This is a genomic window from Streptosporangium sp. NPDC004631 (genome assembly GCF_053601935.1).
Window position 1 is genome coordinate 62,544 of record NZ_JBSGCR010000032.1, and the last position, 16,452, is coordinate 78,995.

Consider the following 16,452-nt stretch of genomic DNA (forward strand, 5'->3'; position numbering starts at 1 on the left):
TCCGCGAGGACTCGGTCCGTGCCGGGGACCTGGATCCCCCGTTCCGGTCCAGGCAGGGATTATCGTGATGGGGGTGGATATCTCCCCGCCCCCGGTGCCCCGTGATCCCGGACGTGAGCCGCGCCCCGGCGAACTGCGGGCGGGGAACGACGACCGCGAACGGGTGGCCGCCGTGCTGGGCGACGCGCTCGCCGACGGCCGGCTCACCCACGACGAGCACGAGCAGCGGATCGACTCGCTGTACCGGATCCGTACGCTGGGCGAACTCGCCGCGCTCACCGCGGACCTGCTCCCGCCCGAGGCCCAGCCGCTGCGGACCGACGTCCGCCCGGTGACGGCCTTCTTCGGTTCGCAACGGCACGTGGGCCGCTGGGTGGTGCCCACCCGTTTCTCGGCCACCGCGATCTTCGCCAACGTCACGCTCGACCTGCGTGAGGCGGTGCTCCAGTCCAGCCATGTGACCATTCAGGTCACCGTGATGGCCGCGACCCTCACGCTGATCGTTCCCGAGGGCGTCCGGATCGAGATGCCCGCCTCCGGGATCATGGCGAGCAAGAAGAACCAGGTCCCGCCGTCTCCCGACGGCCCGGTGATCGAGATCACCGGGCTCATCACCATGGGCACCGTCGTCGCCAAGTCGCCGAAGCGCCCGCGCCGCTCCTGGTTCCGCCGCTGACCGGCGAGACCGGGAGCGGCGCGAGAGGTCAGCTCGCGTTGTCGAAGTTGATCGCGCTGTAGGCGCGCAGCTTCCAGAGCTGGTGCTCGCTCTCGATCTTCCGGATCGTTCCGGAACGGCCACGCATGACCAGGGAGCTGGTCACGGCGCACCCACCCCGGTAGCGGACGCCCTGCATGAGCTCACCGTCGGTGATCCCGGTGGCGGCGAAGAAGACGTCGTCCGAGCTGACCAGGTCGTCGGTGCTCAGCGTGGCGTCCAGGTCCAGGCCCGCGTCCAGCGCCCGGCGCCGCTCGGCGTCGTCCTGCGGCCACAGCCTGCCCTGGATGACGCCGCCCAGGCACTTGAGCGCGCAGGCCGCGATGATGCCCTCGGGGGTGCCGCCGATGCCGAGCATCAGGTCCACGCCGGTGCCGGCCCGGGCCGCCATGATCGCTCCGGCCACGTCGCCGTCGGTGATGAGCTTGATCCGCGCGCCGGTCTCCCGGATCTGCTTGATGATCTTGTCGTGGCGCGGCCGGTCGAGGATGACCACGGTCACGTCCGAGGGCTCGCCGCCCTTGGCGCGGGCCACCGCGGCGATGTTGTCGGCCACCGGCGCGTTGATGTCCACACTCTCGGCCGCCTCCGGGCCGGTGACCAGCTTGTCCATGTAGAAGACGGAGGACGGGTCATACATCGAGCCGCGCTCGCTGACCGCGATGACCGAGATTCCGTTGGGCATGCCGAGCGCGGTGAGCCGGGTGCCGTCGATCGGGTCCACGGCCACGTCGCACTCGGCGCCGCTGCGGTCACCGACGTGCTCCCCGTTGTAGAGCATCGGCGCGTTGTCCTTCTCGCCCTCGCCGATCACCACCACACCGTTCATCGACACCGTGTTGATCAACTGACGCATGGCGTTCACCGCGGCGCCGTCGGCGCCGTTCTTGTCCCCACGCCCCACCCAGCGGGCCGCGGACATCGCGGCCGCCTCGGTGACCCGGACGAGTTCAAGGGCGAGGTTGCGATCAGGTGCGTGTTCACCTGTGGCGAGCGCGGCAGGGACGGACGTCTGATCGGACATGACAGAAGACCCCTCTTCTCGTGGATTACTGCAACGATCGTAGTTGCCCCCTTTCTCGCCGGGCAGCGGAGGATAATGTCCCCACGATGAGCAGCGACTCGGGACGGCCGGTGACAGACGTGCCCACATACGCCTCCGAGCGTGGTGCCGCCACACGCGCCGCCCTTCTCGCCGCGGCCCGGGAGGTCTTCGTCACAAGGGGTTTCGCCGAGGCCGGAGTGACCGAGGTGGTCTCCCGCGCCAGGGCCAGCGTCGGAAGCCTGTATCACCACTTCTCCGGCAAGGCAGACCTCTATCTGACACTTTTCGACGAGTTCCAGGATCGGCAGGGCCGGCGGACCAAGCAGGCGGTCCAGGCCGCCCGCGCCGGGGGAGAGACCGACCCGATGCGGCTGTTCGTCGCGGGCGCGCGTGCCTACCTGGAGGGCTGCCTGGCCGAGCGTGAGATCGCCGCGCTGTTCCTGCGCGGCGACGGGCCGCCCGGGTTCGAGGTGGTCATGCGCGACAGGCTGCGCCAGTGGGCCAAGCGCAACGCCGCGCTGTTCGAGGGTGACGAGGGCGCGCTGGTCGTGGTCCTCACCGGCGCCCTCGCCGCCGCCGTCTCCGAGGTCGCCCTGTCCGAGGACGAGGACGCCTCCCGCGTCCTCGCCGAGGGCGTGCTGGCCATCATCGGGCGGATCCACCGTCCCTGAGATCCCGTCGCCCCGTGGGGAGGGGTACCCGTCCGGGCCGATAGTCTTGACAGTCGTGCAACGGTTTACTCAGGGTTTCTACGGCTACGTGGTCGCGATGCTGGTCTGCCTCGCGGGCGTCGGCGTCTTTCTGCTGGTCACGCCGCAGAGCCGGACCGAGCACATTCCCAGGATCGACTTCTCCATCGACCTGGCCAACATGCGGCGGGCCGCGCCGTACCAGGTGTGGTCACCCGACCCGGTGCTCGCGGGCTGGGTGCCGACGAGCTCCCGCCAGACCGGTGAGAAAGGTGCCGACGGCAAGGCCGCGGTGACCTGGAAGCTCGGCTTCGCCACCGCCAAGCGCGCCCACGCGATGCTCGGCCAGAGCGATGAGGGGCCCCCGGCGGGGTTCGCCAACCGGATGGCCAACACCAACGAGGTCACCGGCAGTGTTCAGATCAACGGCGTGACCTGGGAACAGCGCTTCCGCAAGGACAAGAACCAGCGCTCACTCGTCCGGCTTCTCCCCGACGTCACCCTCGTCGTCACCGGCACCGCCGAGTGGGACGAGCTGTCGGCCCTGGCCGGCTCCCTCAAACAGCAGTCGAAGATCGCCTCCTGACGCGGCCCGGGGCACCCGGAAGTTAGAAGGGGGTGTCCCCCGCCGCGTCGGGCTGTCTGCGCTGCGCCATGGCGGCGGCCAGCTTCACCCGGGCACCCTGGAGCCACTCCTCGCACAGCGCCGCCAGTCTCTCGCCGCGCTCCCACAGCTCGATCGACTGCTCCAGGGTGAGCCCGCCCGCCTCAAGACGGCGGACCACCTCGGTCAGCTCTTCGCGTGCCTGTTCGTACGACGGTGTCTTCTCATCGGCCACGCACCCCACCCTAGAGTCACCGACCGGCGGCCGGTGCGGAGCGAGCGCCTGAAAGACTGGATATATGAGCGTTCGACACGCCGCCTCCGGGGACATCCCCGAGCTGGTCCGCCTCAGGCAGATCCTGGCCGACCGGATGGCGCAGGACGGCAGCTACCCGATCGACGGCCACTGGCACGAGGCGTACGCGGCCTCCCTCGACGAGCGGCTGGACAGTCCGGACACCGCCGTCTACGTGGTCGACGCCCCCGAGGGCGGGCTGGCCGCCTGCGGAATCGGCCTCATCTTCGACTGCTTTCCGGGCCCCACCGTCCCCGGCGGCCGCTACGGCTACATCCAGGGCATGACCACCGACCCCGCCCACCGGCGCCGGGGGCACAGCCGGGCGATCATGGTCATGCTCATGGACTGGTACCGCCGTGCGGACATTCGCAGGGTGGACCTGCACGCGACCTCGGACGCGGAGTCCCTCTACCGGGAGCTCGGCTTCGTCGTCGACGACTATCCCTCGCTCACCTGGCGCGACCCCTCCTGACGTCATCCGGCCGCCGGAGTCTCGCCCCTGACCCTCACCCGCCCGTCGGGGAAGCGGATCGTCAGCTCGTCGCCGGGGGCGACGTCGTGCGCGCGCCGTACGACATCACCCGCGGGACGCTGCACGATCGCGTAACCGCGCTCCAGGGTGGCGGCGGGGGACAGGGTGACCAGCCGGGCACGCAGGTGCTCCAGGGAGTCCTCGGCACGGTCGAGGGAGGTGGTCAGTGACCGTCGCGCGCGGTCTCTGAGCTGCTCGGCCTGCTCGGCCCTGCGCTCGATCTCGCTGACCGGATCGGCCAGCGACGGCCGGGAGCGGACGGCCGCCAGCCAGGTCGTCTCGCGCTCCAGCCAGCCGCCGGCCACCCGGCGCCCCCGGTCGCGGAGCTGCCGGACGAGCGTGAGCTGCTCGCCGACATCCGGCACGATCTTCTTGGCGGCGTCCGTGGGGGTGGACGCGCGCACGTCCGCCACCAGGTCGAGCAGCGGGTTGTCCTGCTCGTGGCCGATCGCGCTGACCACCGGGGTCCGGCAGGCGGCCACCGCCCTGACCAGGGCCTCGTCGGAGAAGGGTAGAAGGTCCTCCATCGAGCCGCCGCCCCGTGCGATCACGATGACGTCGACCTCGCCGTCCGCGTCGAACCCACGCAGCGCCTCGACGACCTCGGCGACCGCGTACGGCCCCTGCACGGCGACGGGCTCGACCTTGAACCGGACCGCGGGCCAGCGTCGCCGCGAGTTCTCCAGCACGTCGCGCTCGGCGGCCGAGTCACGGCCGCAGATCAGCCCGATCGTGCCGGGCAGGAACGGCGGCCGCCGTTTGCGGTCGACTCCGAAGAGCCCCTCCGAGGCGAGAACCTGGCGCAACCGCTCCAGCCGCGCCAGCAACTCACCGACGCCGACCGGGCGCATCTCCAGGGCGGTGAAGGCGAAGGAGCCCTTGTTGACCCAGAAATCCGGTTTCAGGTGCATGACGACCCGGGCGCCGTCCACCGGGCGGGGGACGGTCGCCTCGTAGACGCCGCGCGGGCAGGTGACCCGGGCGGACACGTTGGCCACCGGGTCGCGCAGCGTCAGGAACACCGTGCCGCCGCGGGCGGTCAGCTCGGTGATCTGCCCTTCCACCCAGACGGTGCCGAGCTTGCCGATCCAGCCACCGACCATCTGCAGAACCGTGCGGACCGGAAGCGGTTGTTCCGGGGTGGTCTTCGAGCTCATGGCCGGGAGCCTACGCCGCGGAGGCGGTTACTCGGCGGCCTCAATCTTGGCCAGGCGGTTCTCGTACATGCGCACGACGTCCGCGCGGGCCGTGGTGGCCCGCTCGTAGGCGAGGAGTTCCCGGATCTGCTCGGCGGTCTTGCCGCGCATCCGGGCGCGGAGGGAGGCGATCGTCAGCCCGCTGTGTCCGGGCATCGGCTCGGCGGGCACCGTGACCTCGGCGACCTCGGCGGGCTCCACGGCCTCGGTGACCTTCGCGACCGGTTCGGCGACCCTGGTCTCGGTGACCTCGACCGCGGCGGCGTCGGCCGTCTCGGGCTTGGCGACCTCGACCTCGGTGACCTCGACCTTCACGGCCGGGGGCTCGGCGATCCCGAGTCCGGCCGTCTCCGTTCCGGTCTCCACCCCGGCCTTCGGCGCGGTGACCTCCGGCTCCACCTTGGGTTCGGCCGTCTTGGACCCTGCCACGGGCTCCGGCCTGGACTCCGCCACGGGCTCCGGCTGGGCCGTGGTGGTCTCGGGGGCGCTCGCCTTGGACGTGGCCGGGGCGAAGATGACCGGCTCGGGACGCTTCTTGGTACCGTTGGCCTCGGCCTTGACGTCCTCGCCGTCCTTGGACTCAGTGGTCTCCGGACGCGGGGCGAAGATGACCGGCTCGCGGCGCGCCGGCTTCTCCTCGGCCTTCCTCTCGGTGCCCTCCACGGGCTCCGCGGCCTCGGCCCGCTGGTCGGCGGGCTTCTGGGACGCCTCGTCGGTCTCCTTGGTCTCCTCGGTCTGGCCGGTGAGACGCTTGATCGTGGTCCTCACCCGGTCGCCGAGCAACAGCGCCTGGCCGACCCCGCTCAGCGCGGTCTGGAGCACGTAGAGCGGCAGGTCCTTCGCCTTCTCCTTGAACTCCTCACGGCTGGAGAGCGCCTCGCGCACATTTTTGGTGACATTGCGGACGATGTCAGGGACTGCCATGTCGTCTCCCAGGGAGGTCTGTATTCGACGTTCAGTCTGGCAAGTAAATCGGCAAGACTGTGCCTTAGTAGGACTTTTTAGGACTATGTGAGGTCATAGGGCGAGTGGATGAGCCCGGCGGGCACTCCACGTAGCATAAGAACATGACTTCACAGACCCCCGCGACCCGACGCGTACTAGTGGCGAAGCCCCGTGGTTACTGCGCGGGGGTCGATCGTGCGGTCCAAGCCGTGGAGAAGGCCCTGGAGCTGTACGGCGCGCCGATCTACGTCCGTAAGCAGATCGTGCACAACACCCATGTCGTCAAGACGCTGGAGCAGCTCGGAGCGATCTTCGTCGAGGAGACCGAGGAGGTCCCCGAGGGGGCCATCGTCGTCTTCTCCGCTCATGGCGTCTCCCCGACGGTCCACCAGGAGGCCGCCCAGCGCAGCCTGAAGACGATCGACGCCACCTGCCCGCTGGTGACCAAGGTGCACAACGAGGCCAAGCGCTTCGCCTCCCAGGATTACGACATCCTGCTCATCGGCCACGAGGGCCACGAGGAGGTCGAGGGCACCGCGGGCGAGGCCCCCGCCCACATCCGGCTCGTCGACGGCCTCGACGCGGTCGGCGCCGTCCAGGTACGGGACCCCGAGCGGCTGGTGTGGCTGTCGCAGACCACCCTGTCGGTGGACGAGACGACCGAGACGGTCTCCCGGCTCAAGGAGCGCTTCCCCAACCTCATCGACCCGCCGAGCGACGACATCTGCTACGCCACCCAGAACCGCCAGGTCGCGGTGAAGGAGATCGCGGCCGAGGCCCAGCTGGTCATCGTCGTCGGCTCGGAGAACTCCTCCAACTCCAAGCGGCTGGTCGAGGTCGCCCTCGACCACGGCGCCGCCGCCTCCTACCTGGTCGACGACGCCTCGCTCATCAAGGACGAGTGGTTCGACGGCGTCACCACGGTCGGCGTCACCAGCGGCGCCTCGGTCCCCGAGGAGCTCGTCGCCGGAGTCCTGGCCCGCCTCGCCACGCACGGCTTCGACGACGTCGAAGAGGTCGAGTCCATCCGGGAGAGCGTCCGCTTCGCCCTTCCGCACGAGCTCCGCAGGGACCTGCGGGCCACCGTCTGATCCGGCCCGCCCCCGGCTACTGTCCGTCGCGGGGCGTGCCGTACACCTTGGGTTCGAAGTAACCCTCCGGTTCGGGGGCGAACCCGGCGCTGTCGCCGACCCTCGGGCGGGGAACCTCGGGGGCGCCGGACCGCAGCTCCTCGCGCAGCTCGCGCACGCATCTGGCCAGGCCACGCCGCCAGGCGACGATCAGGACCAGGAGCGAGCCCGCGAACAGCCACGGGGCGCCGGCCGACAACGAGGTGAACATGCCCAGCCCGAGCGCCTGCATCGGCGTGGCCGCGCCCAGGCAGTGGATCGTCTCGGCGAGCAGCGTGGCCACGAAGAAGACCAGCGGCGGGGAGACCACCAGCGAGAGCAGGTCCCGCCGGTTCACCATCGACACCGCGGCCCCGCATCCGATCACGAAGGCCACCCCGACCAGGGCCGACGGCCCGATTAACGCCTGCAGGACCCTGCCCACCAGCGTGAACGCCAGCACGAGCGCCACCGCGCCCCGAGCGGTCAGCCGGACGCCGCCGCTCCGTTTCCGTTTACTCATGCGATCACCCGGCCATGTGGCCGCCCGTCGCCCCGCTCGTCCATCAGCCGTCCCCCTCGACCTTGGCCCCCCATGGCCATCCCTTCCTCCGCCTACAGTGTCCGGTCGCCGGCGCCTCCAGGGAACAGCCTCTAGGGCAGGTCGTTCGCCAACTTACCGTTCAGCCGGGAGACGAGAGGCGGCCTTGACTCCTCTTCTCCCAGTTCCCCCAGGAGTTCGGGGGCGGTCAGCGTGCGCGGCAGGTCCTCGACGCTCTGGGGGATGTCCAGTTCGGTCTCCACCAGCCCCAGGTCGTTCAGCTTGCGCGCGCTCACCAGCACCCGGGTCTCCAGGGAGCCGACCGTCCGGTTGTAGGACTCCACCGCCCGGCTCAGCGACCGGCCCATCGTCTCCATGTTCCGTCCCATGCTGCCCAGCCGTTCGTAGAGCTCCTTGCCCAGCTCGAAGACCGCCTGCGCGTTCTGGCTGAGCGCCGCCTGCTGCCACGCGTACTGCGCCGTGCGGAGCATGGTGATCAGCGTGGTGGGCGTGGCGATGTGGACGCGCCGCCGCATGGCGTACTCCAGCAGGGCCGGGTCGCGCTCCAGGGCGGGGGCCAGGAACGCCTCGCCGGGGATGAACAGCACCATGAACTCCGGCGCCGGGCTGAACGCCTGCCAGTAGGCCTTGGCGGCCAGCCGGTCCACATGCTCGCGCACGTGACGGGCGTGACTGTCGAGCCGGGCCGACTGGTGGTCGGGGTCGGTGGACTCGGCGGCCTCCAGGTAGGCGGCCAGCGAGACCTTGGAGTCGACCACGATGTTCTTGCCGCCGGCCAGCCGTACCACCATGTCGGGCCGGAGCCGGCCGTCGGCGGTGGTGGCGCTCGCCTGCTCGTCGAAGTCGCAGTGGTGCTGCATCCCGGCGATCTCGGCGACCCTGCGGAGCTGGAGCTCCCCCCACCGGCCCCGGGCCTCCGGCCGCTGCAGCGCGCGCACCAGCGCGGTCGTCTGCAGGCGCAGCTGGTCGTTGCTCTCCCGGACGACGTCGATGTGCTTGGCCAGTTCGGCGTGGGCGACCCGCTGGCCCGCCTGCGTGTCGCGCAGCTGCGTCTCGACGCGGGCCAGGGTGTCCTTCAACGGCTCGATCAGGTGCTCGACGGCCTGCTTGCGCTGCTCCAGCTCCCCGGCCGCCTCCGCCTGGCCGACGGCCATCCTGGTCTCGGCCAGCTCCAGGAACCGCAGGTTGTTGACGTCGAGCGCCTTGGCGGACAGGGCCTGGAACCGTTCGGTGAGCTGTCCCTCCACATAGGCGGCCTTCTCCTCGGCGACCTTGGCGCGGGCCTCGGCCTCGGCCAGGCGCGTGACGATGTCGGAGGCCCCGGAGGAGGCGCGCGCCCTGCCCAGCAGGAACCCGATCGCGAGTCCTGCGGCGAGTCCCACAGCGAGCTGGAAGGCGAGGGCCATGACATTCACCCCGGAATGATCGCAGGCCCGACGGCTCCTGGCCTCCCGACACGCCTTCCAGAGCGCTTCCGGCCCACCCGTCCCCTCGCTTCCGGCGGGCTGGAAGGGGACCGATCGGAGACCGATTCCACCATCCTGTGACACGCCCGAGGCGGATAGCACTGGGCGGTTCCCTCTAAACTCGGCTCACGTGAGCCTGAGCATCGGCATCGTCGGATTGCCCAACGTCGGCAAGTCAACGCTTTTCAACGCGCTGACGAAGACCGCAAACGCCCTGGCGGCGAACTACCCCTTCGCCACCATCGAGCCCAACGTGGGCATCGTCGGCGTTCCCGACCCGCGTCTGGAGAAGCTGGCCGAGATCTTCGGCTCCGCGAAGATCCTGCCCGCCAAGGTCGAGTTCGTGGACATCGCCGGTCTGGTCCGCGGCGCCTCGGAGGGGCAGGGACGGGGCAACCAGTTCCTGGCCAACATCCGCGAGACCGACGCCATCTGCCAGGTCATCCGGGTCTTCAACGACCCCGACGTGACCCATGTGGACGGCGGCGTCGCCCCCGGGCGCGACATCGAGACGATCAACACCGAGCTGATCCTCGCCGACCTGCAGACGCTGGAGAAGGCGATCCCCCGCCTCCAGAAGGAGTCCAGGACCAACAAGGACCGCAGGGGCGTCCTGGAGGCCGCCGAGGCGGCCGTCAAGCTTCTCGACGGCGGGACCACCCTGTACGCCGGGGCCAAGGGCGCCGGGATCGACGTGGCCGACCTGCGTGAGCTGCACCTGCTGACCGCCAAGCCGTTCCTCTACGTCTTCAACCTCGACGCCGACGAGCTGGTCGACGAGGAGTTGCGGGCACAGCTGTCGGCGCTCGTCGCCCCGGCCGACGCCGTCTTTCTGGACGCCAAGATCGAGTCCGAGCTCGTCGAACTGCCCGACGACGAGGCGCTCGAACTCCTGCAGTCCGTCGGCCAGGAGGAGTCCGGCCTGGCGCAGCTGGCCAGGATCGGCTTCGAGACCCTCGGCCTGCAGACCTATCTGACCGCCGGCCCCAAGGAGACCCGGGCCTGGACGATCCGCAAGGGCGCCACCGCCCCCGAGGCGGCCGGGGTCATCCACACCGACTTCCAGCGCGGCTTCATCAAGGCCGAGATCACCTCCTTCGACGAACTGGTGGAGGTGGGCTCGGTCGCCGCCGCCCGCCAGGCGGGCAAGGCCCGCATCGAGGGCAAGGACTACGTGATGCGCGACGGCGACGTCGTGGAGTTCCGCTTCAACGTGTGACCGGCGCGGCGACCATGCCTTTCGGGCTCACCTCGCGTTCGGATGGATTCATGCGGCGGTGAGGGCCTCCGGCGGGGGACCGGAAGGTGGCGTGCGGTGCTCGTGGCTGAGCAACCAAAGGAAATCGAGGCCCCCACCGTCTAAGGCCCAGGTGAACAAGTATCGGCCCCGCACACGCGGGGATGGTCCTCCCTGGTTCTTCGTCGTCTCCGCCGCTACTGATCACGGAAGGTGGGCCAGACTCACACGCACTTGGCCGTTGACAGTACGTCAGCATCAGCTACCGGGCTGGAACCCCGCGGGAAGTCTCGCCACTGTGACCAAGGTGAGCCTCTGCAGGCCGGCATGCTGTTACGGTCACGCCTATGACGCTCTCAGCTCATACGACTCGTGCTGTCGATTTGCGGGTTGAACCGGTTGATGAGGTTCTCGATCGTGTAGAACGGTCGCTTCAGACACGCCTGAATCGGGACACTGTAGTACGCAAGCGCCGCTCGATTGGCGTGCGGACGGACCGCGATACGTGGGTACGTATCGAGAGACGAGGGCTCGACCGGATCGGGGTCCAGGGCGGGGACGGCACCGCGTCCGCCGAGGCCCTGCGCGGGATCGCAAAACCGGCCTGGTTCGTCGGCGTTGCCTGGCGGGAGGAGTCGGTGATGTGGCGGGCGGACGAGACGGAGTTGCTGCTGGGTGCGCCGGTGGGCAGCGCCGTGGTGGCGGAGGATCCGCAGCTGTCCGAGGAGTGGTGGGCCGCGCTGAACGCTTCCCTGGATGCCCTCACCGCGCAGCACACCAACCGGATCGCGACACCGGATACCGAGACCCTTACACAGGAACTGGTCACAGGAACGATCAACAGCGTCTTCCCCGGCGTCGATACGGTCGTGGTCGAATGGCGTCCGGCCCACGCGGACTTCAACTGGGCGAATATCACGGCGCCGGTGTTCTGCGTGTTCGACTGGGAGGACTGGGGCATGGCCCCGCGCGGCCTGGACGCGGCGAATTTGTGGGGTGCCTCCCTCGCCGTCCCGGCTCTGGCCGATCGTGTGCGCAGCGAGCGGCGTGGCGATCTGGAAAGCCGGGACGGCAAGCTGATGACGCTGTTCGTCGCCGCGAAGATCCTCGGCCTTTACGCCGACCCGGACGACCCCCGGCTGGGGGCCGCCTGGGAAACGGCGGAGCGAGTGGTGAAGGGACTTCGGACGGGCTGACGGCGGGCCTGGAGAAGCTGCCGGTACTCCCGGACCACTTGGTTGTCGACTTCGTACGCCAGGGCGCCGATCAGCTCCCACAGGTGGTCCACGTTGTCCGTACCGACCGCGACCGCGTCGACCCGGGGCAGGCCGTAGGCGGAGCGGAACGCCGCCTGGACCGTTGTGGCTGGCGGGGAATGCCGCAGGAAAATCCGCGGGTCGAATTTCCCCCACACCGCCTCGGTCGTACTGCCGCTGAAGGGGCTCATGCCCCACACCTGCGACGGCAGCCACCGCGTCACCAGGGCCTCGGCCGCTTCGAGGACGTCGACACACACCAGCAGTCCTGACCGGACCATGAGGACATCAGGGCAGGGTACGTCGAGGCCCACAAGCGGGCGCGGGTCCCAGCTCGATACACCCCACCCCCCGCACAGCCCCGTCTGCGCGGCGTCGGCCAAGACCGCGCACGCCTGCGCCAGCATTTCGGTGTCGGGGTGGGAGCGCTCGGGGTTGTGGAGGAGCACCGTGTCCGGCTCCCGTCCCAGATCCTTCGCGGCCTGCTCGACTCCGGCGCGCAGCCGGGTGGGGGCGAGGGAATGTCCCTCTGGGAAATACCCGACTTTGGTGGAGACCGAGAATTTCGGTAGGAGATCGTCGGCCACCGTCTTCAGCACTTCGTGTGAGCGATGGCCGAGGTAGTTCGAGGCAGTGTCGAGGCGCGCTACGCCGAGGTCGGCGGCTGCTTCGAGTACGTCACGGGCGTGACCAGACCGGTATAGCCCGAGGATGACATTTCCGTCAGTGGTTCGCACAACCCCTCCGTGATGAGCAGATCGGCCAGAGTGGTGGTGTCCTCGTCTGCGCCGTCCAGGTAGACCGGGTGACCCGACAGGAGCGCATGGAGGCCCGGTTCCGCGCGCTCGTGGAGGGTCAGCCGCTTGCCCCCGCCGCAGACTTGGACTGTGTCGCCAAAGCGGACGATGGAGGGGGCGAACTCGGTGACGGCCGCGACCCCCTTTGGTCGGCCGAAGGCGGCCACATCGGGTATGTGGCGTGCGGGCGGGGTGTTGGACCGCAGTTCGTCCAGGTACCCCTCGGGGCTGTAGGTGGCGGCCAGAGCGCTGAGCTTGTCCGTCAGCACCTTGTGCGCGGTTCCCTCGGTGCCTTCCAGGTCGCGGCGGAACGCCTCATCGGCGCGGGCGGCGTCGGAGAGGAAATTGGCCCACGTGACGCCGGTCCGTTTGGTGAATCCGAACGTCACATGCAGCGAGTGGCCCCCGCTGCCGGAGCCGAGGCGAGTGGCGGTGTGCCAGAAACCACGCGGGATGTGCATGACGTCACCGGCCCGCATTGTGCCCTTCCACAGCACTTCCTCGGAAGGGGTGCGATTGCGTTCCGCGTCGCGGTACATCGGCACCGGCCGGGATGGGCCGCGCACCTCCCACGATTTCTCGCCGGAAAGCTGCACAGCGATGACCTCGTGATCGTCCCAGTGCAGATGGAACCCATCGGTGTCACCGACCGCGAGGTATGCGTTCGCGGAGGTCAGTTCGCCAGACCACCAGCCTAGGGCACGGCAGGCGACTTCCAGGGTCGGTTCGAAGAAGTCCACGTGGTCCAGGACCACGGTGCCACCGTTGTTGAGGATCCGTCCGAGGGCCGCCATGTCGGCCTGGCTCACGGCCTGCCTGCGCCGGTTGACGTTGGTGGACAGGAACATGGACGGGTGTATTTCGTCACCCTCGGCGTAGCAGCGGAGCTGCGGATTGGCCAGGTGGCGGTGTTTGATCAGGCCAAGCAGCTTGTGTGGTGTCAGCAGGCGGGCGGGCAGGTCCGGGTCCGTGAGATGGCCGCGTGCGAACGCGGTCCCCACGGAACCCGGCCCGTCCCAGCCGAGAGCCTTCTCGATGTGGATGACGAGCCGGTGTTCCATGGGTTCCCTTTACTCCTTCGGGAGGTTCAGGTCGCGGTTGTCGCCGTCGTCGCCCGCACTGTTCTGCGAGCTGGTGATGTCGGACCGTTCGGACTCGCTGCGGTCGTGCGCGGTTGCCAGTTCCTCCACGGCGATCAGGAGCGCGGGGCTGGTCCCCGCCCGCGTGGATGCGTTCGCTGCCATCTCGTGTCCTTTTCCCTTCGGCTTCATCCCCCCGGGGCCGGGCGGAAGGTATAAGTCAACCCGTCCTCAGCGCGCGGCAGAAAGGCGGGTTTTGAACATTGGCGCTGTGCGCCCCGGTGTCCTCCTCAGGGGAAGAGGGCACCGGATCCCGTGCCGCTCGACCTGTCAGGGGGCGGGGACACCGGTCTGGGCAGGCCCGGATCAGCCTGATACAAGGCAACCTCACTAGCGCGTGTCGCGGTACCGTCAACAGGAGTGTCGAAAAGTGTCGCTTCCGCTACCTCCCGTTACAGAGAGGCTGGGCACGATGAACGACAAGCTCGCAAGGTGGCTGGACCGATCGGGCATGAGCCGTGGCGAGTTGGCGAGAAGGGTGAAGGCCAAGGCAGTTCGGTGGAGTGAGCCCCATGTCGCCACCAGCACGACGCGAGTTCGGTTCTGGCTCGAAGGCCAGATACCGCGCCAGCCGTTACCCGACATCCTCGCGGAGGTCTTCTCAGACTGCGTCGGATACCGAGTCACAACGTACGATCTCGGGCTCGGTGATGGCGCAGGTGCCGGGAGCGCACTCGTGTACAACTCTTCCTACGCGGCTACTGTGGAGATTGTCGCAGACCTCGGGAGAGCTGATGTGGATCGACGAAACTTCCTTACAGGTGCACCATTCGCCGCACTCGCTGGCGTTGGGCCGTCGCGCGACTGGTTGCTGAACGTCCTGGACCAGGCACCGGAGCCCGGCCCCCGCGTCCGCCTGGAAGACGTGACGGCAGTGAAGAACATGTTCGGTGAGTTTCAAAAGATGGACGTACTACAGGGAGGCGGCTCCGGCCGCTTGATCCTCGCCGAGTACATGAACCAGCATGTCTATCCCCTCCTTCGTCGCACGTACAGCGACGACGTGCGACGAGTCCTCTGCGAGGCCGCCGCCGAACAGACCTACCTTCTCGGATGGATGGCCTACGACAATGGGGAACATGGTCTCGCCCAGCGCTACTTGATCCAGTCCCTTCGCCTCGCGGAGGAGTCCGGCAACACGGCCTTGGGGTCTCATGTTCTGGCTGGCATGGCAGACCAAGCCACGCTGCTTGGAGACCCGGTCGAAGGGCGCCGCTTGGCTCAGGCGGGGCGTCTCGGCTTGTCACATGTCGATTCGCCGGCCTGCCTGGCGGACCTCTGGTGTCTCGAAGCACGAGCGCTCGCTCTGCTCAACGACAAGTTTGCGGCGGCCCGCGCGGTAATCGAGTCCGAGAAGGCGTACACGAAGGTACGTTCAGATGAGGAGCCGGAGTGGGCGGCCTTCATCGACCCTGCCTATCTACACGGGGAGCACGCCAACACGTTCCGCGACCTCGGGGATGCGAACGCCGTAGATGAGCATGCCCGGAAGTCGATAGACCACGCCGCGAGCCAGAAGCGCGCTCGGCGCGGGGCCATGTCTCAGGCGGCCCTCGCGGTATCTCATTTGCAGCGGAACGACTTGGAGGCGGCTCACGCGGCTGGTGTTCGTGCCCTCAGTCTGACCAGGCAAGTGAAGTCCTCGCGTGCTATGGAAGCCGTGCACGACCTACAGCGGCGCATGCGGCTCTTCGGCGGACATCGGCTGGTCGCCGACTTCAGCGAGCGAGTCAGGGAGCTTACCGCAGCGGCATAGCCTCGAACGAGGGTGCCCAGGGGCATGCATGCTGGGCGCCTGCGCTCACGTTGCGCTGTTCAGTTCCTCGTAACCGTCGGTGTACTCAAGCCGGTTGAGATGGGCGGTGATCATTTCGTTCCTGCATGACCTTCACCGCTGCCTCTAGCAGGGCGACGCAGCCTTCCGGGGTTGCGGCGTAGCGGTCGCCGAACACTCTTGGCCGTCCCCTCGATGCGCTCGCCGTCGAGCTCGATGTCGGACCAACGCAGGTTGAGTAGTTCCCCGCACCGTGAGCCTTTTTCATCTCGCTTCACGGAGTTGAGGCGTGAGGATCGCTTTGACGAGTTGACCTGCGCGAAGAGGGCAGCAGCGTAGCCTGCGCAGGATGCGCCAGGCCTTCAACTGCGGATTCGCTCGCTCACCGGGGCCGCGAAGCCTGGCGTGGGCGGAGTTGGCGCCCTTCTGCGAGGCGGGCTTGTTCCTGCCCTTGTACGGCACGCGAACGTGCTCACCGGCGCCGATGTAGCCCTTGTCGGCGAGTGTGATCAGGCCAGCGGTCTTCAAGCGACGCGGGGTGCCCCAGATCCGGGCGGCCGCCAGGTCATGCGCTGTCCCTTTCGGCGCGGGCGTCCTCCCCACGCCCGTGGGGGTGAACCGAGGACGCTGAAGCGTATGAACTCGGCGAGCACGTCCTCCCCACGCCTGGGGGGTGAGCCAGACGGCGGGTGGTGGCCGGACGGCTCGCGGAGCGGATCATCACGAGCCGTCCGGGGGTGGAGGGGCCGCCCCGAGGCGGCGGTTCGTTACTCGTCGCGTTTTTGTGTGCTGTCTGCCAGGAGTGCGAGGACTTCGGCTTTGCGGTAGCGGCGGTGTCCGCCGAGGGTGCGGATGCTGGTGAGCCGGCCGGCTTGGGCCCAGCGGGTGACGGTTTTGGGGTCGACGCGGAACATGATCGCGACCTCGGTGGGGGTGAGCAGCGCCTCGAAGCGGGGCGGGAGAACGGGGAGGGGGGTGATGAGGGCGGAGCCGTCACGGCCCAGGTCGTCGCGCACATCCTGGCCGCCAAGCCGGCCGACGTGCCCTCCCTGCTGGAGTCCGAGCTCGACGGCAAGACCGTCAAGGAG

At 68.8% G+C, this 16,452-nt stretch carries 18 protein-coding genes and 1 pseudogene; 8 read left to right on the forward strand and 11 right to left on the reverse strand.

Annotated features, from left to right (window positions below):
- The first annotated feature begins 67 nt into the window (after nt 1–67).
- Complete coding sequence (locus tag ACWEF2_RS26125) at nt 68–676, forward strand: DUF1707 SHOCT-like domain-containing protein (RefSeq protein ID WP_453818993.1); 609 nt, start codon at nt 68–70, stop codon at nt 674–676.
- Between the two features lie 28 nt (nt 677–704).
- On the opposite strand, the gene glpX is transcribed toward ACWEF2_RS26125, so the two are convergent.
- Nucleotides 705–1,739, reverse strand: coding sequence for a class II fructose-bisphosphatase (glpX, locus tag ACWEF2_RS26130; RefSeq protein WP_453818975.1), 1,035 nt, complete (start codon nt 1,737–1,739; stop codon nt 705–707).
- Nucleotides 1,740–1,825: 86 nt separating this feature from the next.
- Between glpX and ACWEF2_RS26135 the strand changes: the two genes are divergently transcribed.
- Together ACWEF2_RS26135 and ACWEF2_RS26140 are read left to right on the forward strand one after the other, a co-directional pair.
- Nucleotides 1,826–2,431, forward strand: coding sequence for a TetR/AcrR family transcriptional regulator (locus ACWEF2_RS26135; protein WP_453818976.1), 606 nt, complete (start codon nt 1,826–1,828; stop codon nt 2,429–2,431).
- A 55-nt stretch (nt 2,432–2,486) separates the two neighbouring features.
- Nucleotides 2,487–3,035: a DUF4245 domain-containing protein gene (locus ACWEF2_RS26140; RefSeq protein WP_453818977.1), complete on the forward strand. Its 549-nt coding sequence runs from the start codon at nt 2,487–2,489 to the stop codon at nt 3,033–3,035.
- Between the two features lie 22 nt (nt 3,036–3,057).
- On the opposite strand, the gene ACWEF2_RS26145 is transcribed toward ACWEF2_RS26140, so the two are convergent.
- Nucleotides 3,058–3,288 carry an exodeoxyribonuclease VII small subunit gene (locus tag ACWEF2_RS26145; protein WP_453818978.1) on the reverse strand — a complete coding sequence of 77 codons (231 nt, stop codon included), beginning with the start codon at nt 3,286–3,288 and terminating at the stop codon, nt 3,058–3,060.
- A gap of 64 nt (nt 3,289–3,352) precedes the next feature.
- On the opposite strand from ACWEF2_RS26145, the gene ACWEF2_RS26150 reads away from it, so the two are divergent.
- Complete coding sequence (locus ACWEF2_RS26150; RefSeq protein WP_453818979.1) at nt 3,353–3,823, forward strand: GNAT family N-acetyltransferase; 471 nt, start codon at nt 3,353–3,355, stop codon at nt 3,821–3,823.
- A gap of 2 nt (nt 3,824–3,825) precedes the next feature.
- Here the strand turns inward: ACWEF2_RS26150 and xseA are convergent, their stop codons facing one another.
- Both xseA and ACWEF2_RS26160 read right to left on the reverse strand, forming a co-directional pair.
- A complete protein-coding gene (gene xseA, locus ACWEF2_RS26155) occupies nt 3,826–5,040 on the reverse strand; it encodes an exodeoxyribonuclease VII large subunit (protein WP_453818980.1) in 1,215 nt (404 codons plus the stop codon).
- A gap of 27 nt (nt 5,041–5,067) precedes the next feature.
- Nucleotides 5,068–6,003, reverse strand: a complete 936-nt coding sequence (locus ACWEF2_RS26160) for a hypothetical protein (protein ID WP_453818981.1) — start codon at nt 6,001–6,003, stop codon at nt 5,068–5,070.
- Between the two features lie 143 nt (nt 6,004–6,146).
- On the opposite strand from ACWEF2_RS26160, the gene ACWEF2_RS26165 reads away from it, so the two are divergent.
- Entirely contained in the window at nt 6,147–7,115 is a 969-nt protein-coding gene (locus tag ACWEF2_RS26165; RefSeq protein ID WP_453818982.1) for a 4-hydroxy-3-methylbut-2-enyl diphosphate reductase, read from the forward strand.
- A gap of 16 nt (nt 7,116–7,131) precedes the next feature.
- On the opposite strand, the gene ACWEF2_RS26170 is transcribed toward ACWEF2_RS26165, so the two are convergent.
- Both ACWEF2_RS26170 and ACWEF2_RS26175 read right to left on the reverse strand, forming a co-directional pair.
- Entirely contained in the window at nt 7,132–7,656 is a 525-nt protein-coding gene (locus tag ACWEF2_RS26170) for a DUF6542 domain-containing protein (protein ID WP_453818983.1), read from the reverse strand.
- A gap of 131 nt (nt 7,657–7,787) precedes the next feature.
- Nucleotides 7,788–9,101: a DNA recombination protein RmuC gene (locus ACWEF2_RS26175; RefSeq protein ID WP_453818984.1), complete on the reverse strand. Its 1,314-nt coding sequence runs from the start codon at nt 9,099–9,101 to the stop codon at nt 7,788–7,790.
- A 190-nt stretch (nt 9,102–9,291) separates the two neighbouring features.
- On the opposite strand from ACWEF2_RS26175, the gene ychF reads away from it, so the two are divergent.
- Both ychF and ACWEF2_RS26185 read left to right on the forward strand, forming a co-directional pair.
- On the forward strand, nt 9,292–10,380 hold the full coding sequence (ychF, locus tag ACWEF2_RS26180; RefSeq protein WP_453818985.1) for a redox-regulated ATPase YchF: 1,089 nt from the start codon (nt 9,292–9,294) through the stop codon (nt 10,378–10,380).
- A 365-nt stretch (nt 10,381–10,745) separates the two neighbouring features.
- Nucleotides 10,746–11,594, forward strand: coding sequence for a hypothetical protein (locus ACWEF2_RS26185; protein ID WP_453818986.1), 849 nt, complete (start codon nt 10,746–10,748; stop codon nt 11,592–11,594).
- Here the strand turns inward: ACWEF2_RS26185 and ACWEF2_RS26190 are convergent.
- The 3 genes from ACWEF2_RS26190 to ACWEF2_RS26200 are packed head-to-tail and all read right to left on the reverse strand — an operon-like array spanning nt 11,513 to nt 13,695.
- Complete coding sequence (locus ACWEF2_RS26190) at nt 11,513–12,391, reverse strand: aldo/keto reductase (RefSeq protein WP_453818987.1); 879 nt, start codon at nt 12,389–12,391, stop codon at nt 11,513–11,515. The two genes, ACWEF2_RS26185 and ACWEF2_RS26190, sit on opposite strands and share 82 nt — an antisense overlap.
- The gene (locus tag ACWEF2_RS26195) at nt 12,301–13,512 is read right to left on the reverse strand and encodes a JmjC domain-containing protein (RefSeq protein WP_453818988.1); all 1,212 of its coding nucleotides are present in this window, start codon (nt 13,510–13,512) and stop codon (nt 12,301–12,303) included. Before ACWEF2_RS26195 ends, ACWEF2_RS26190 begins: the two co-directional genes overlap by 91 nt.
- A 9-nt stretch (nt 13,513–13,521) precedes the next feature.
- Entirely contained in the window at nt 13,522–13,695 is a 174-nt protein-coding gene (locus ACWEF2_RS26200) for a hypothetical protein (protein WP_453818989.1), read from the reverse strand.
- A gap of 307 nt (nt 13,696–14,002) precedes the next feature.
- On the opposite strand from ACWEF2_RS26200, the gene ACWEF2_RS26205 reads away from it, so the two are divergent.
- A complete protein-coding gene (locus ACWEF2_RS26205; protein WP_453818990.1) occupies nt 14,003–15,346 on the forward strand; it encodes a hypothetical protein in 1,344 nt (447 codons plus the stop codon).
- A 282-nt stretch (nt 15,347–15,628) separates the two neighbouring features.
- Here ACWEF2_RS26205 and ACWEF2_RS26210 read toward each other — a convergent pair.
- Nucleotides 15,629–15,943: pseudogene (locus ACWEF2_RS26210) on the reverse strand (transposase family protein); the annotation flags it as partial.
- Between the two features lie 188 nt (nt 15,944–16,131).
- Entirely contained in the window at nt 16,132–16,344 is a 213-nt protein-coding gene (locus ACWEF2_RS26215) for a BldC family transcriptional regulator (RefSeq protein ID WP_453818994.1), read from the reverse strand.
- Nucleotides 16,345–16,452 lie beyond the last annotated feature (108 nt).

Bases quoted from the DNA above. Each gene is read 5' to 3' on its own strand.
- ACWEF2_RS26125 (WP_453818993.1), top strand. From the start codon at position 68: ATGGGGGTGGATATCTCCCCGCCCCCGGTGCCCCGTGATCCCGGACGT.
- glpX (WP_453818975.1), bottom strand. From the start codon at position 1,739: ATGTCCGATCAGACGTCCGTCCCTGCCGCGCTCGCCACAGGTGAACAC.
- ACWEF2_RS26135 (WP_453818976.1), top strand. From the start codon at position 1,826: ATGAGCAGCGACTCGGGACGGCCGGTGACAGACGTGCCCACATACGCC.
- ACWEF2_RS26150 (WP_453818979.1), top strand. From the start codon at position 3,353: ATGAGCGTTCGACACGCCGCCTCCGGGGACATCCCCGAGCTGGTCCGC.
- xseA (WP_453818980.1), bottom strand. From the start codon at position 5,040: ATGAGCTCGAAGACCACCCCGGAACAACCGCTTCCGGTCCGCACGGTT.
- ACWEF2_RS26160 (WP_453818981.1), bottom strand. From the start codon at position 6,003: ATGGCAGTCCCTGACATCGTCCGCAATGTCACCAAAAATGTGCGCGAG.
- ACWEF2_RS26165 (WP_453818982.1), top strand. From the start codon at position 6,147: ATGACTTCACAGACCCCCGCGACCCGACGCGTACTAGTGGCGAAGCCC.
- ACWEF2_RS26170 (WP_453818983.1), bottom strand. From the start codon at position 7,656: ATGAGTAAACGGAAACGGAGCGGCGGCGTCCGGCTGACCGCTCGGGGC.
- ACWEF2_RS26175 (WP_453818984.1), bottom strand. From the start codon at position 9,101: ATGGCCCTCGCCTTCCAGCTCGCTGTGGGACTCGCCGCAGGACTCGCG.
- ACWEF2_RS26185 (WP_453818986.1), top strand. From the start codon at position 10,746: ATGACGCTCTCAGCTCATACGACTCGTGCTGTCGATTTGCGGGTTGAA.
- ACWEF2_RS26195 (WP_453818988.1), bottom strand. From the start codon at position 13,512: ATGGAACACCGGCTCGTCATCCACATCGAGAAGGCTCTCGGCTGGGAC.
- ACWEF2_RS26200 (WP_453818989.1), bottom strand. From the start codon at position 13,695: ATGGCAGCGAACGCATCCACGCGGGCGGGGACCAGCCCCGCGCTCCTG.
- ACWEF2_RS26205 (WP_453818990.1), top strand. From the start codon at position 14,003: ATGAACGACAAGCTCGCAAGGTGGCTGGACCGATCGGGCATGAGCCGT.